Raw genomic sequence first — 14719 nt, 5'->3', positions numbered from 1 at the left:
GCTAGCCTTGCTTCGCAATAGGAAAAGCCAGCACAGTATTATCAGACAAGGCACGGTGTGAGCTGTCGATGCTGATGATTTTTTCTGTTAGCAACGGCCAATTGTGGGTCATGTCGAGAATAAAGCTACCATACGACCAGCTGCCTCTTCTTTTTGTTACCTCAACCCTTATTCCCTGAGTATGAGAAGAGAGCTTCATGCTTAAAGAAACGGGTAGGGATAACTGGTTATGGCTGGTGGATTTAAAGTGAAACTGCAGGCATTTACCGGTTTCACTTGCAGCTTGCAGGCGCTTAGTTTGGTGGATTTCGAGATCGGCTCCCCATAACAATACAGAATGACAAGCGCCACTCTTGAGGCATTGCTCTGCAGCCCATAATGCATCGAGATCGCGTTGAGGCTCGATCACCAAGATGTTATCAAGTTCGACTCCTTGGCTGCTAAAAAACTCGGCACAGATCTTCCCTGGCGGGTTAATGATTATGGCCAGTTTTTGTGAGTTTTGCTGAGCTAAATAGGGTGTAAGCAGGCGTAGTTCGCCGATCCCTTGTTGTGATTCAACTTCAATAACGCCGTGTGTCGGAAAGCCACCATCAAGCTGTTTATCCAATTGCGGATAGCCTGTTGAAGTGGTACTTCCTAGTGTTGTTGATTGTAGCCCTTTCCAGATCAGCTGGCGGTCTTGTAAGTTTTTTATGAGTTCATGCATAATTAAAATACCTGTATATCTATACAGTATATTTAACAATGAAAAAGATGCAAAGCAAAATGATGAAAATTAACGAAAGTCAGTGCTAGTTGGTTGATCTAGATTCAAAAAAAGCCGCTATTAAAGCGACTTTTTACGATTGATTATAATATCAACTACTTAGGTTGAGCGTCGATACATTGACCATTAATGTCTGTCACACTTGGGTTCATTAAGTGTAAGTAGAGTGGGATGATATCCAGTGGCGTTTTCAGCTTGTTCGCATCTTCACCTGGGTACGCTTTTGCACGCATGCGTGTTTGAGTGCCGCCCGGGTTGATCGCATTAACACGGATGTTAGTGTCTTCAAGCTCATCCGCTAGGATTTGCATCATACCTTCGGTAGCAAACTTAGAGATCGCGTAAGTGCCCCAGAATGCACGGCCAGAGTGGCCAACGGTAGAAGACGTAAATACGATACGACCTGCTTCCGCTTTCTTAAGAGCAGGCAGAAGTGCTTGAGTCATCAAGAACTCAGACTTCACATTGATCTGCATAACATCATCAAAAGTCTCTTCATCAATCTGCTCAAATGGGCTCAGAGTACCGAGAACGCCAGCATTATGTAGTAGACCATCTAAACGACCGAACTGTGACTCAATGGTTTCAGCCATATCAATGTAGTTCTGCTTTGTCGCGCCTTTTAGATCTAATGGGATGATCGCAGGCTGTGGGCAACCAGCACTTTCGATTTCATCGTAAATAAATTCAAGGTTTTTAACATTGCGGCCTAGCAGAATAACTGTCGCGCCATGTTGAGCGAAGCTTAGTGCTGCTTGGCGTCCAATACCGGCACCAGCACCAGTAACCAAAATTACTTTATCTTTGAGGGCATCTGTAGAGATTGGGTAATCCACTGTGCTTATCCTTCTTTCTTTTATTATGTTCGCCATTCCATTGATGTTTAATCACACAGATAACCGCAGGAATGATGAGAAACTCTTGGTAATCGTGACAAGATGGTTACAATACACTAATTCATACATTAGGGGATATGACATTGGAATTTTTGTTAGACTATGGCTTGTTTTTAGCCAAGATTGCGACCGTTGTAATCGCCATCATCGCAATTTTATTCATTGCTAAATCTGTGGGTGGAAAATCAAGCGCGATTAAAGGTGAGCTGGAAATCACGAACCTATCTGAATACCATAAACAGACAATCGAACAATTAGAGCACCATCTACACGATGATGCTTTCATCAAAGCCCGTGATAAAGCTGAAAAGAAAGCGGAAAAAGAGAAAGTAAAATCACGCGGTAAAGAAGTGAAAAAAGCAGCGAAAGAGGGTGAGCTTGATAGCAAGCGTGAACCACATCTATTCGTTCTTGATTTTAACGGCAGCATTGATGCGAAAGAAGTGGCTTCATTACGTGAAGAGGTAACGGCGGTTCTGGCTGTTGCTCGTGAAGGTGATGAAGTATTACTTAAGCTTGAATCTGGCGGTGGCATGGTTCACGGCTACGGTTTGGCGTCTTCTCAACTTGACCGTATCAAAGCCGCTGGCCTACCTCTGACTATCTCGGTAGACAAAGTAGCGGCAAGCGGTGGCTACATGATGGCATGTATTGCAGACAAAATTGTGTCAGCGCCTTTCGCTATCGTTGGCTCTATTGGTGTGATTGCTCAACTGCCAAACTTTAACAAACTGCTTAAGAAACACGATATTGAGTTCGAACAGCTAACAGCAGGTGAGTACAAACGCACACTGACTATGTTTGGTGAGAACAGCGATAAAGCACGTGAGAAGTTTAAAGAAGAGCTAGAAGAGACACATGGTCTATTCAAAGACTTCATTCGCGACCATCGCCCAGTACTTGATCTCGATAAAGTGGCGACGGGTGAACACTGGTTTGGTACGCAAGCTCATGAACTTGGGCTGGTGGATGAAATCCGCACTTCTGATGACCTAGTTGTTGAAGCATGTAAAGATAAGACAGTACTAGCGATTCACTATGTACAGAAGAAAAAGCTATCGGACAAGCTCGCAGGCGTGGCAGGTAAATCTGCAGATAGCGTGCTGATGAAGCTGATTGAACGCGGTCAAAAGCCGATTGTTTGATAGTGTTCGTTTAAGACGCTAGCGCTCAAGAAGCTTAAAAGGAAAGCGCATAAGTCAACGACTTATGCGCTTTTTTGTTGCTCCACTTCCGAGCGGGTGACCACTATGTGTAGGGGGAGCGGAGTCTTATACTCATCACCGATTAACAGCGATGGGTATTAGATTTTTGCTCCGTAATCATTGCGTTTCGGGCAAGTAGTCAGAATTTCTCGATGACCTGTGTCTTTAACCTCTTCTAAAATCACATCAAAGCCCCATAGCCGATATAAGTGCTTCATCACTTCATCGTAGCCTTTATCCAGAGGTATACGGTCATGAGGGACATATTGGAGTGTCATTGAACGATCGCCGCGGACATCTACATTGAACACCTGAATGTTGGGTTCAAGGTTGCTGAGGTTATATTGTGCGGCTAGCTTTTCACGGATCAGGCGATAGCCCGGGTCATCATGAATTGCACTCACTTCAATGGTATTTTTTCGGTCATCATCGAGCACAGCAAACAGCTTAAAGTCTCGAATGATTTTCGGAGAAAGATATTGGCTGATGAAGCTTTCATCTTTGAAGTTGTGCATCGCAAAGTGCACCGCTTCTAGCCAATCTGATCCTGCTAGTTCCGGAAACCACTCTTTATCTTCATCGGTTGGTTCTTCACAGATACGGCGTATGTCTCTAAACATCGCGAAGCCAAGCGCGTATGGGTTTATACCACTGAAATATGGGCTGTTGTAGGCTGGTTGCGCGACTACGCTAGTGTGGCTGTGTAGGAATTCTAAGATGAACTTATCGCTCACTAAACCTTCATCGTACAGATGGTTGAGAATGGTGTAATGCCAGAAGGTTGCCCAGCCCTCATTCATCACTTGAGTCTGTTTCTGAGGGTAGAAGTATTGGCTGACTTTACGAACAATACGTACACATTCACGCTGCCAAGGTTCCAGTAGAGGCGCATTCTTCTCTATGAAGTAAAGAATGTTCTCTTGTGGCTCGCTTGGGAAACGTACTTTTTGCTCTTCCTCTTTATCGCGATTTTGTGGCACTGTGCGCCACAGTTCGTTAACTTGAGATTGCAGGTAAGCCTCACGTTCTTCTTGGCGAGCAGTTTCCTCCGCGATGGAGATCTTCTCTGGACGCTTATATCTGTCGACGCCGTAATTCATTAGAGCATGGCAAGAATCGAGCAGTTGTTCGACTTCTGAAACGCCGTATTTCTCCTCACAATCATTGATATACTTCTTAGCAAACAACAAGTAGTCGATGATTGAACTCGCATCTGTCCATGTTTGGAACAGGTAATTCCCCTTAAAGAAAGAGTTATGACCATAACAAGCGTGCGCCATTACCAGCGCTTGCATCGTCACGGTATTCTCTTCCATTAGGTAGGCGATACAAGGGTCCGAGTTTATCACGATTTCATACGCGAGCCCCATTTGACCATGCTTATAGTTTTGTTCTGTTTGAATAAACTTCTTACCAAATGACCAGTGGTTATAATTAATAGGCATACCGATACTCGAGTACGCATCCATCATCTGTTCAGAAGTGATCACTTCGATTTGGTTAGGGTAAGTGTCTAGTCGGTAATGCTGCGCCACACGCTTAATTTCCACGTGGTATCGCTCTAAGAGGTTGAACGTCCAATCTGGACCGTCAGGCAGCATCTTGTCGTTGTTCTTTGGTGCAGCTTTGTCTTTCTCTGCAACGTTTGATTTCGCTGTCATGGCAAGCCCCCTTACGCTGTCTCTTTCTGGAACAGTTCTCTAAAAACAGGGAAGATATCATCCACTGTTTTGATGTTTTTCATGGCGAAGTTGTCGAAGCTCGCTTCTAACTTCTCATACTCATGCCAGAGCGTTTGGTGTGAGCGACGCGTGATTTCGATGTACGAGTAGTATTGGCAAGTCGGCAGAAGCGTGTTAACCAGTAACTCTTTACAGCGAGGCGAATCATCTGCCCAGTTATCACCATCAGAAGCTTGCGCTGCATAGATGTTCCACTCATTAGCTGGGTAACGGTCAGCAACAATTTCTTTCATCAGTTTCAAAGCGCTCGATACAATGGTGCCACCGGTCTCTTGCGAGTAGAAAAACTCATGCTCGTCGACTTCTTTGGCTTGAGTATGGTGACGAATAAACACCACATCGACATTTTCGTAGGTGCGATTAAGGAATAGATACAGCAGCACATAGAAACGTTTTGCGATGTCTTTAGTGGCTTGGTCCATCGAGCCGGACACATCCATCAAACAGAACATCACTGCTTGGCTAGATGGAATAGGGCGTTTCTCGTAGTTTTTGTAACGTAAATCGAAGGTATCGATGAACGGCACGCTATCGATTTTTTTACGTAGCTCGGAGATCTCTTCCTTGATTCGAGCTTCTTCAAACGGTTGAGCTGGCTCGGTCATTTGAACTTGATCGAGCTGGTCCATTAGCGTTTTTAAGTCGCGTTTTCGACCTGCTGTCATTGCGGTTCGACGAGCAAGTGACTGTTGCAGTGAACGAACAATCGCGATGTTGGATGGAATACCTGCGCTTTGGTAACCAGAGCGGTGGGTTTTCCATTCAGTGATCTTGTTGACCTGATTTTTTTCTAGATTAGGTAGAGCGAGATCTTCAAAAAGAATATCAAGGTATTCGTCTTTTGATATTTGGAAAGTAAACTCATCTTGACCTTCGCCATCTGGGCTTGCATCCCCTTGACCTGAGCCACCACCTTGACCGCCACCTTTCGGGCGCTCGATTTTGTCACCAGTGATGAATTGATCATTACCAGGGTGCACGCGTTCTCTTACGCCACCTTGACCTTGGTGAAAGCTTGGTTCTTTGATGTCTTTATGAGGAATAGTGACGTCCTCACCAGTTTCAGTGTTGGTGATTGAGCGTCGGTTGACTGCATCGGCCACAGATTCTTTGATTTGCTCTTTATGGCGTCGTAAGAAGCGCTGTCTGTTTACAGCACTCTTATTCTTGCCATTGAGCCTCCGATCGATAAATTGTGCCATAAGAACTCCCTCTCAGCTGATGTCGCGATCCTACTTTAACACGGGTATAAGAGTTATTGGTTGGTACGAGCTGCCCATATGAGCAGCTCTATACCGTTTGGTTATGAGGATTTACGAACTCTTAGGTACCACTCAGATAGCAGTCGCACTTGTTTCTCGGTGTAGCCTTTTTCCATCATACGAGCAACGAAGTCGTCGTGCTTTTTCTGATCATCCGTTGAGGTCTTAGCGTTGAACGAAATAACAGGAAGCAGCTCTTCTGTGTTGGAGAACATTTTCTTCTCAATCACAGTGCGCAGTTTCTCGTAGCTGGTCCAAACTGGGTTTTGACCGTTATTATTCGCCTTGGCACGAAGCACAAAGTTCACAATCTCATTTCGGAAGTCTTTAGGGTTACTGATGCCGGCTGTTTTCTCGATTTTCTCTAGCTCACCATTTAGAGAAGCACGGTCAAATAGCTGGCCTGTTTCTGGGTCGCGGTACTCTTGATCTTGGATCCAGAAGTCTGCGTAGGTTACGTAGCGGTCGAAGATGTTCTGACCGTACTCAGAGTAAGACTCTAGGTAAGCGGTTTGAATTTCTTTGCCGATAAACTCTACGTAGCGTGGCACTAGGTATCCTTTCAAGAACTCAAGGTATTTCTCGGCGGTTTCTTGAGGGAATTGCTCACGTTCAATTTGTTGTTCAATGACGTAGAACAGGTGAACCGGGTTTGCGGCCACTTCGGCTTGGTCGAAATTGAACACGCGAGATAAGATCTTAAAGGCGAAACGAGTCGATAGACCAGACATACCTTCGTCTACACCTGCGTAGTCGCGGTACTCTTGATAACTTTTCGCTTTTGGATCGGTGTCTTTAAGGGTTTCACCATCGTAAACGCGCATTTTCGAGAACAGAGACGAGTTCTCAGGCTCTTTCAGTCTCGATAGGATACTGAATTGGGATAGCAGATCGAGTGTGCTTGGCGAACATGGTGCGTTCGACAGTTCACTGTGCTCAAGCAGTTTTTTGTAGATCTTAACTTCTTCAGAAACGCGCAGACAGTAAGGTACTTTTACAATGTACACACGGTCTAGGAAGGCTTCATTGTTCTTATTGTTGCGGAATGTCTGCCACTCGGATTCGTTTGAGTGAGCTAGAATCATGCCGTCGAATGGCAGCGCAGAAAGCCCTTCTGTACCGTTGAAGTTACCTTCTTGAGTTGCTGTTAGTAGGGGGTGTAGTACCTTAATCGGTGCTTTGAACATCTCTACGAATTCCATCAGGCCTTGGTTAGCTTTGCATAGCGCACCAGAGTAGCTGTAGGCATCTGGGTCATCTTGAGAGAAGTGCTCTAGTTTACGGATATCTACTTTACCAACTAGAGAAGAGATATCTTGGTTGTTTTCATCACCAGGCTCTGTCTTCGCGATCGCAACTTGGTCGAGGATAGAAGGGCGTAGCTTGATGACTTTGAATTTAGATATGTCGCCGCCGAAATCATGCAGGCGTTTTGCAGCCCATGGAGACATAATCGAACGAAGATAGCGTTTTTCGATGCCATACTCGTTTTTCAGTAAGTCACCATCTTCATTGACGTCAAATAGACAGAATGGATGGTCATTTACTGGGCTTCGTTCACCGTCAGCAGAAAGTACGTAAATAGGTAGCTTTTGCATCAGAGCTTTTAGTTTTTCAGCAAGCGATGATTTACCGCCGCCCACAGGACCCAGCAAGTAGAGGATCTGTTTGCGTTCTTCTAGGCCTTGCGCAGCATGTTTTAGGTAAGAAACAATCTGTTCAATCGCGTCCTCCATACCGTAAAAATCTTCGAATTCACGGTAACGAGATATAACTCGGTTTGAGAAAATACGACTTAGTTGAGGGTCTTGCGCGGTGTCAATAACCTCAGGTTCGCCAATAGCCAGAAGTAAGCGCTCCGCGGCGTTGGCGTAAGCACTTTTGTCGTCTTTACACAGCGCCAAGAACTCTTGTAGTGTCAGCTCTTCTTCCTTGGCTGCTTCATAACGTGATTGATAGTGGTCAAATATACTCATAGTCACATTCCCCTTGTTAACCAGTCAAAACTGACGAGCGATTGAAAAATAGGCTCTCCCTACATTTTAAGGTTAGACCCGCTTCCACAATTTTGCTTAACAATTATGTATTTATTTACAATTTTTCACGAAAAAAAATTTGAGATAGCAATGCATAACTGGAGATAAATCGGATTGAAGTTTCTTGTATTAGAGGTTTGCTAGTTATTTTTGGTGATTTGGGTGGAAATTAGATTCTTGTGGTGAATTATTGCTCATTAAACCGATTGTTCATTGTTATTATTTTTGTTAATAGCGGTGTTGTACAATGTACCATCTTGTTAAACTTGCTCATTATTAGGAAAAAATGTGAAAAGTCATTGGCTAAAAGTCATTGCTATCGTTACTACAACATTGGGGACGACAGCTGCTCATGCGCAAATATCACAGTGGTCCTTAGGGGTTGCAGCCTCTTACTCTCCTGCTGTCTATAAAGATACGCCGTCAAACCGTGCAGTTATTCCAATGATAGGTTATGAAGGTGAGTACTTTTTTATGCGTGGCTTTAGTGCTGGTTATCGTTTATTACCAGCAGGCTCACCACAAAATGTTGTCTTACGAGCTGTTTATGACCCGAGAACCTTGAAGCCCAGTGATTCTGGCAACGTTGATATCCAGAACCTAGATGAGCGCAAAGCTTCAGTACTAGGCGGGATAAGCTATCAGTTGATTACTCTCGTTGGAATGTTTGAAGCGACAGCTGGTTCAGACATTGGCTTTCAACACAATGGGCTTTATGCTGAGGCAGCATGGCGTCTACCTATTCGCCGTAGTGGTTGGGCGATTACGCCTTCAATTGGTTATGCTTATAATGGTGAACGTTTAAATAATCATTTATACGGTGTGAGCTCAGCAGAAGCTGCAAGAACGAATTTAAAGGAATTTGATGCTGGTTGGGATGGCCAGTACTTTATTAGTCTGGGTGGTTATCTACATGTAACGCCAAGTATCCGACTTACGGGTGGTGTTCGTTACACTAACCTAGAGGGCGATATCGAGAACAGTCCAATCTTAGAAAGCGGCATTAATATGGCGGCAAACGTTGGTGTTGCTTACGTTTTCTAGTTAAAAAGAAGAAAACATAAAAGGGTTACTCATGATGAGTTACCCTTTTATTTATGTCAGGTACAGCGCGGTTAAGGTTAAGATACCAAAAATCGTAATTACGATAACTTGTTCAACGACTGTAAAACTTTTTACTTAATACCTTAGAAAGTGAATCCAGCTTGTAGGCCAAGAGTCCCCTCATTGAATAGGCTTAGGCCACCTGAGTTGTAGTCGTAGTAATCGAAACCAACACGAGCCATAAACTTCGAGTTACCGAACATTGGTTGTATAGATTTAAATTCAGCACCGATGCCGTAAGTCGGCCCCCATTCGCTATTTGAGTACTTGCTATTAACTGAACCATCTTTATCGGTTCTCGTTGATTTAGAATTGAAGTTAGAGTACGCAAGACCAACCTTACCGTAGATAGCAAAAGACTCATCGAAGCTATATTTATATACTGGGGCTAAAGACATTTTGAAGTGTTTGAAATTGTCTTTGTACTTAGTGAGGTCACCGTGTATATCCTGCGTAACCATTTTACTGTCGGAATCTATGTAATTCATTGTTGATTCAAGATGAAAATTGGTATCAAGAATCTGTGAGCCAGCAGTGAATTGTAGACCTCCGTCATCTTTATTAATGCCAACGCCCCCAAGTACGTACATGTCGTTAGCTGCGAAAGATGAAGCCGATAGAATAGCTAGTGATATAAGGATGAATTTTCTCATTTTTATCGCTCTGGTTAATAATTTCTGTGAGCATTCTAGCGACTTCTTTAGAATAAAATACACTGTTCAAAATAAGTGTGGTGATTTTTAATTTGTATTAAAAGCCTCGATATATAATTAATAAAGATGAATGACCTTATTGCTTACAAGTCATTGGCTTATACTCATTATTTAATGGGCGATATCAGAGAAATTAATGGGAAACGGCTCGATGTTTAATATCTTATCTGCATGTTTCATTACCATTTTCTGTGGGCAGAATTCACTTCATATCCACGTTGCTAAATAGTTCCTGTTTTCTCTCTTTATATTCAGACAGTAAAAAAGGGTTACTCTTGATGAGCAACCCTTTCCTGAAACTTTTTAAGCCAAGCTGAGGCTTATCTTTTTATTAATTAAGCACTAAAGATTTGAGATAGCTCTGTCGCACATAGGTGGTACTGACGAGGGCAGTTGCGCCATGTTGTTAGCATGCGACGGTATTTGTCTAGCATTGGCATTTGACTATTGAAGTGGTGATCCGCTTTATCGAATTGAGGGTAAAGGCCCTCAGAGTCAACAAGGAAACGTACGTAGTGTACGATTTGTGCTTCAGATGCAATGTCGAAACCTAAAAACTGTAGGCGACGCTGATCAACCTCTTTACGCTCATCTTCTTCAAGCATTTTGTTCGACTCTTGCATTGCATGGTACATCTCCATGATGTCGATAATTTCGCGACATTCTACTTCAGTCAAACAACCAAACTCTTTGTTAAGCTCATGCATTTGAAGTTCGTAACCGCGCTCTACAATCGTTTGTAGACGTTGGTATTTAGCAGAGTTCTCAGGCTCCATTTGAGACATTAGGTAGTATTGATTTGATAGAATTAGACGCTGAGCATTGGTCATTTCCATGGGAGAAGCCTCACTAAAAAACTAAATGTTGTATTCTTTTGTTGAAGTAAGAGTAACAGCATTCCTACGAGTGGAAACATGATCTCAACACGGATTTAATATGATTTTTTGAATTGATAAACAAAAGCTGTGAAGAAAAGTGAAAGGAATGTCTAGCCTACAAAAGAAAACGCCCCAATCGAAATTGAGGCGTTTGAAACACATGTGAGTACTGTTGGAATTAGTACTTTACGTTAGAATGATACTGGCTCAGAACCGCAACAATTTCATCCATTGTCTCTTTACTTGGCGGGTTTACGCCTTCAAGAGGGTAGTCTAAACCAAGTGCTTCCCATTTATGCGCACCCAGTTTGTGATAAGGAAGCAGCTCTACTTTTTCGATGTTATCCATGTCTTTAATGAACTCACCAAGTAGGTGTGCATCTTTTGGTGTGTCTGTATATCCAGGAACAATCACGTAACGGATCCAAGTCGTTTTACCAATCTTGTGGAGGTAACGGGCAAAATCGAGTGTACGTTTGTTAGATACACCAATGAAATCATGGTGAATTTCATCACGCATGTGTTTCAGATCGAGCATCACAAGGTCAGCGGCGTCTAATACTTCATCAACCACTTCTGTGTGTTTACGAATATAGCCATTGGTATCGAGGCAAGTATGGATACCTTCCGCTTTAGCAGCTAGAAAGAAGTCACGGACGAACTCGGGCTGTAGCATAGCTTCACCACCAGAACAGGTGATGCCACCGCCAGAAGCTTTCATGAAATGACGGTAAGATTTCGCCTCGTTGATGATTTCTTCTACAGTGACTTCTTTGCCATCATGTAGGTCCCATGTATCGCGGTTGTGGCAGTACATACAACGCATTAAGCAGCCTTGTAGAAATACAATAAAGCGGATACCAGGGCCATCGACCGTACCACAAGATTCGTATGAGTGAATGCGACCAGTTGTAGACATGAGCTATTCTCTAATTGTGTGGGATACGGTTATTTTATTACAAAAAGTAGGGTTAAAATAGAGGAGTTATAAGATAAGTTCTTAACGAAGTGTAACTTTGGACTTATGTTTCTTTTTTGTTTAACAGGGCTGTTTTTTTATTACGCGAATGATCTGTTATGTGAGCTAGGCGGGCGTTGACTAGATGTCAAAATTGACAATTGTGATACTAGTGATATTAATATCACCAGTATGAATGTTTTGATAAAGTCGAGGACACCTTCATGCTTCTACCTGCCATCACTCAAAAAAGTAAGATCATTCTACTATTAGTTTTATCTACTCTGGGCTTTGTCTTGCTGGGTGCTTATACAGCCAGCCGACTTTCTTCACTCATGAAACAATACGACTTCAGTAATAGTGTTTCTGCTGGGTCGTCTAAAGTTGTGGGAATAGAAGTTAGATTATTAACTCTTGCTGGGATGTTGGATGATTTAGAGCGCAGCCAAGTTAATCTGGTGAAGGAAGATATCTCAGTTCTCTCACATAGCATTGAGGAAAATAAAGTTCTTCTTGTTGAAGTTGGATTGAAGAATCAGGCTGAGCAACTTACCGCTGTAGTTCAGGAGTTTCAGTTATCAGTTCAGTCCTGGTTGAAAGTAATTTCTGAACTTGGCTTTAATGTTGATGATGGCGAGCTTGGTAGGCTGAAGGTGCTAGCTGCAACTATTGAATTTAAGATTGAAGAAACCGGAATGGTAACTGTCAATTCAGACTTTCAAGCCATGATAAAGGCTCAGCAAAATTATTTACTCTCGCCTTCAGAGCAAAGCCTTAGTTTGTTTAACGATGCTATGACTGGCTTTGAGAATGTTTCTAATACATACGCAATGCTAGATTTGTACCAGACAGAAGTCGAAGATTTTAAAACAACGTTTAAGCGAGTAAACCGACTTTCCCAAGAGCTAGGTAGACTTGAGCACAAATTAGCGCAAAATGAAGCGTCAGCGATTTTGCTCGTACAAGACATCGATAGTCGCTTAAAAGCGATTAGCAAGCAGTATCATTTGACTGCACAAATAGCCGCCGATAAGACTAAGTGGTCAGTGCTTGGTGCTTGTAGTGTACTGGCGCTCATTATCATTGCTAGCTTTGTTATTTTGAGTGTTTCAGTTTCTAAAACAATAGCGGCAATTACCGATGTCTTTAATAGTATCGCGGGTGGTGATTTATCGAAACGTATGATAATTACTAGCAATCCCAAAGATGAATTTAATCAACTGGCGATTCTAATTAATCAAAGCTGTATCAATTTAGGTCATTTGGTGGAAGGTGTGCAAGTAAGCAGTAAAGCACTATCGGATGATGCAGCCAAACTTGATACAAATTTAGATTCACTCATAGTCAACCAGTCTGAAGTATTAGAACAAACACAGTTGCTCGCATCAGCTACAGAAGAAGTAAGTGTTACAACGAAAGAAGTTTCAAATTCACTAGAGTTTGTGGCCGATATTAGTCGCTCATCAAACCAAGCTGCTGAAGAGGGAGGAGCTATTATTACACAAGCAATAGGAACGCTTGAAGAGGTTTCGACTATTCTAAATTCTGCAGCAGGTCATATTCAACAGTTAGAACAGGCTTCAACCAAGGTTGATTCAGTCATGGATATAATTAATGGTATAGCAGAACAAACAAATTTATTAGCGTTGAATGCAGCGATTGAAGCAGCCCGAGCAGGAGATCAAGGGAGAGGCTTTGCGGTCGTTGCCGATGAAGTAAGGAGTCTAGCTGTAAGGACAGTAGATGCGGTTGGTGAAATCTCAGGTACTATTGAAACCATGAAGAAAGAGAGTTCGAAAGTAATACAGTACATTGTGCATTCAAGTGATTCCATACAAGCTGGGCAGAAAAAAGGCATGGAAGCGATGCAGGCTTTGGAGCGTATTACTGAGAAATCGGATGAAGTCAGCCATCAAACAGAGATAATATTTGCGTCGATAAAGGAATTGGCAACAACCAGTCAATCAATGGCAGACAGTATGGTGCAGATTTCTACCTCAATGAAAGAATTAGAAGAGAGCACCAGTATTATTAGAGATACGAGTCAAGCCGTTGACCAGAGTTCGACAAAGTTAAATAGTGACTGTCAGCTTTTTGATGTGTAGTGATAAAAAACAATAGGAATTCGTTTGAGCTTTCTATTTAGAAAAAAGCAAACAGGGATATGCCCCCTGTACTATAAATATCGCTGGTCGCTTCTTTGTAATCCGGAGTTTTTGCGGTTAGCGCGAATGAGGCACCAACGTATTGGTTGTACCAAGCCACACCCATGACAGCTGTCGCTTGAACGTTCTCTAGAGTCACATCGTATATAGCTGGATATTCATTATTTTTATTTGCGTATTCATCAACACCATAGCGATCCCCTTCAATGGTTAAGTCATTGAAACGGTAGCGGCCTTCTAGGCCTGCATAAGTAAACCAACCGCTGTTCGATGCGCCTATCATACCTGGTCTAAATGGATTTTCGCTCGTGATATTAGCCGCACCAAAGTTACCACCTAGGTCAGTACCCCAACGGAACATAAAGCCTGTTGAAATATCACTTCTAAAGTTACCCACGTTAATTTCTGAAACGTTAGAAATCTCGAAATCAGTATTCGCCAACGCTTGATTACGCATGAGATTGAAATGGCTTAGGTAACCAACGCTGCCTGTCCACTCATCATCAACTTGGTACTCCCAACCCAGAGGCTCATCTGATTTAGTGATTGAGTGAACCAGTTTTTGAGCATCTTCAGAAAGCGCTCGTTCGCCGGTGGTACCAAAAGTGATGTTAAAACGCTGAGCTTGTTGTGGGCTCAAACTGATGTAGTTGAATTCTGAATGCAAGTAACCTGCGTATGGGCGGTCATTCGCTGATGGCGTTTCTAATTCGATATCAGAAGGGGTGTACATTTTGTGGCCAAGGGTGATTTCCCATTTATCTAAAGAGCTTGCGCCCCAGTATGAAAGACTTAAGGGTTTTACCCAACCGTATGGCGTAATGCTTGATGATGTGTAACCCAGAAACAGTCCGTTGGTATAGTCTTGGTCAACGCCAAAAACTCCATCATTGTCTAGTGCGAAAGTGACCGTAGAGCGTTCAGACGCCAAAGATGAAAAAGAGAGAAGGACTAGGGGTAAACAACGAAGGTATTTCATGGAGCAGTTACT

At 42.9% G+C, this 14719-nt stretch carries 12 protein-coding genes; 3 read left to right on the top strand and 9 right to left on the bottom strand.

The annotated features are described in order from the left end of the window. Position 1: 1 nt before the first annotated feature. Together imuA and A3712_RS15740 are read right to left on the bottom strand one after the other, a co-directional pair. Positions 2-709, bottom strand: a complete 708-nt coding sequence (gene imuA, locus A3712_RS15745) for a translesion DNA synthesis-associated protein ImuA (RefSeq protein ID WP_063524204.1) — start codon at positions 707-709, stop codon at positions 2-4. Between the two features lie 155 nt (positions 710-864). Further along, positions 865-1605, bottom strand: a complete 741-nt coding sequence (locus tag A3712_RS15740; RefSeq protein ID WP_063524203.1) for a YciK family oxidoreductase — start codon at positions 1603-1605, stop codon at positions 865-867. Positions 1606-1748: 143 nt separating this feature from the next. Here A3712_RS15740 and sohB point away from each other — a divergent pair, with 143 nt between their 5' ends. Next, the gene (gene sohB, locus A3712_RS15735; protein WP_157618782.1) at positions 1749-2810 is read left to right on the top strand and encodes a protease SohB; all 1062 of its coding nucleotides are present in this window, start codon (positions 1749-1751) and stop codon (positions 2808-2810) included. Positions 2811-2968: 158 nt separating this feature from the next. Here sohB and A3712_RS15730 read toward each other — a convergent pair whose 3' ends face one another. The 3 genes from A3712_RS15730 to A3712_RS15720 form a co-directional block, all read right to left on the bottom strand. Then, entirely contained in the window at positions 2969-4531 is a 1563-nt protein-coding gene (locus A3712_RS15730) for a SpoVR family protein (protein WP_063524201.1), read from the bottom strand. A gap of 11 nt (positions 4532-4542) precedes the next feature. Further along, positions 4543-5814 (bottom strand): YeaH/YhbH family protein, encoded by a 1272-nt coding sequence (locus A3712_RS15725; protein WP_063524200.1) that lies wholly within the window; start codon positions 5812-5814, stop codon positions 4543-4545. Between the two features lie 101 nt (positions 5815-5915). Further along, complete coding sequence (locus A3712_RS15720; protein WP_004737402.1) at positions 5916-7850, bottom strand: PrkA family serine protein kinase; 1935 nt, start codon at positions 7848-7850, stop codon at positions 5916-5918. Between the two features lie 348 nt (positions 7851-8198). Here A3712_RS15720 and A3712_RS15715 point away from each other — a divergent pair, with 348 nt between their 5' ends. After that, entirely contained in the window at positions 8199-8954 is a 756-nt protein-coding gene (locus A3712_RS15715; RefSeq protein WP_063524199.1) for a MipA/OmpV family protein, read from the top strand. Positions 8955-9097: 143 nt separating this feature from the next. On the opposite strand, the gene A3712_RS15710 is transcribed toward A3712_RS15715, so the two are convergent. From A3712_RS15710 to pflA, 3 genes are all read right to left on the bottom strand, one after another. After that, on the bottom strand, positions 9098-9667 hold the full coding sequence (locus A3712_RS15710) for an outer membrane beta-barrel protein (RefSeq protein WP_063524198.1): 570 nt from the start codon (positions 9665-9667) through the stop codon (positions 9098-9100). 395 nt (positions 9668-10062) lie between these two features. Continuing rightward, on the bottom strand, positions 10063-10563 hold the full coding sequence (locus A3712_RS15705; protein ID WP_063524197.1) for a YfbU family protein: 501 nt from the start codon (positions 10561-10563) through the stop codon (positions 10063-10065). A 220-nt stretch (positions 10564-10783) separates the two neighbouring features. After that, positions 10784-11524: a pyruvate formate lyase 1-activating protein gene (pflA, locus tag A3712_RS15700; RefSeq protein WP_063524196.1), complete on the bottom strand. Its 741-nt coding sequence runs from the start codon at positions 11522-11524 to the stop codon at positions 10784-10786. 263 nt (positions 11525-11787) lie between these two features. Between pflA and A3712_RS15695 the strand changes: the two genes are divergently transcribed. Next, a complete protein-coding gene (locus A3712_RS15695; protein ID WP_063524195.1) occupies positions 11788-13668 on the top strand; it encodes a methyl-accepting chemotaxis protein in 1881 nt (626 codons plus the stop codon). 37 nt (positions 13669-13705) lie between these two features. Here the strand turns inward: A3712_RS15695 and A3712_RS15690 are convergent, their stop codons facing one another. Beyond that, the gene (locus A3712_RS15690; RefSeq protein ID WP_063524194.1) at positions 13706-14707 is read right to left on the bottom strand and encodes a lipid A deacylase LpxR family protein; all 1002 of its coding nucleotides are present in this window, start codon (positions 14705-14707) and stop codon (positions 13706-13708) included. Positions 14708-14719 lie beyond the last annotated feature (12 nt).

Origin of the sequence: Vibrio sp. HI00D65 (assembly GCF_001635455.1) — a bacterium.
GTDB lineage: Bacteria > Pseudomonadota > Gammaproteobacteria > Enterobacterales > Vibrionaceae > Vibrio.
The sequence above is the reverse complement of the archived record's forward strand: the minus strand, read 5'-3'. Positions and strand labels throughout refer to the sequence as shown.

Excerpts from the sequence above, each read along its gene's own strand:
- pflA (WP_063524196.1), bottom strand. The coding sequence starts at position 11,524 with ATGTCTACAACTGGTCGCATTCACTCATACGAATCTTGTGGTACGGTC.
- A3712_RS15695 (WP_063524195.1), top strand. The coding sequence starts at position 11,788 with ATGCTTCTACCTGCCATCACTCAAAAAAGTAAGATCATTCTACTATTA.
- A3712_RS15730 (WP_063524201.1), bottom strand. The coding sequence starts at position 4,531 with ATGACAGCGAAATCAAACGTTGCAGAGAAAGACAAAGCTGCACCAAAG.
- A3712_RS15705 (WP_063524197.1), bottom strand. The coding sequence starts at position 10,563 with ATGGAAATGACCAATGCTCAGCGTCTAATTCTATCAAATCAATACTAC.
- A3712_RS15725 (WP_063524200.1), bottom strand. The coding sequence starts at position 5,814 with ATGGCACAATTTATCGATCGGAGGCTCAATGGCAAGAATAAGAGTGCT.
- A3712_RS15690 (WP_063524194.1), bottom strand. The coding sequence starts at position 14,707 with ATGAAATACCTTCGTTGTTTACCCCTAGTCCTTCTCTCTTTTTCATCT.
- imuA (WP_063524204.1), bottom strand. The coding sequence starts at position 709 with ATGCATGAACTCATAAAAAACTTACAAGACCGCCAGCTGATCTGGAAA.
- A3712_RS15720 (WP_004737402.1), bottom strand. The coding sequence starts at position 7,850 with ATGAGTATATTTGACCACTATCAATCACGTTATGAAGCAGCCAAGGAA.
- A3712_RS15710 (WP_063524198.1), bottom strand. The coding sequence starts at position 9,667 with ATGAGAAAATTCATCCTTATATCACTAGCTATTCTATCGGCTTCATCT.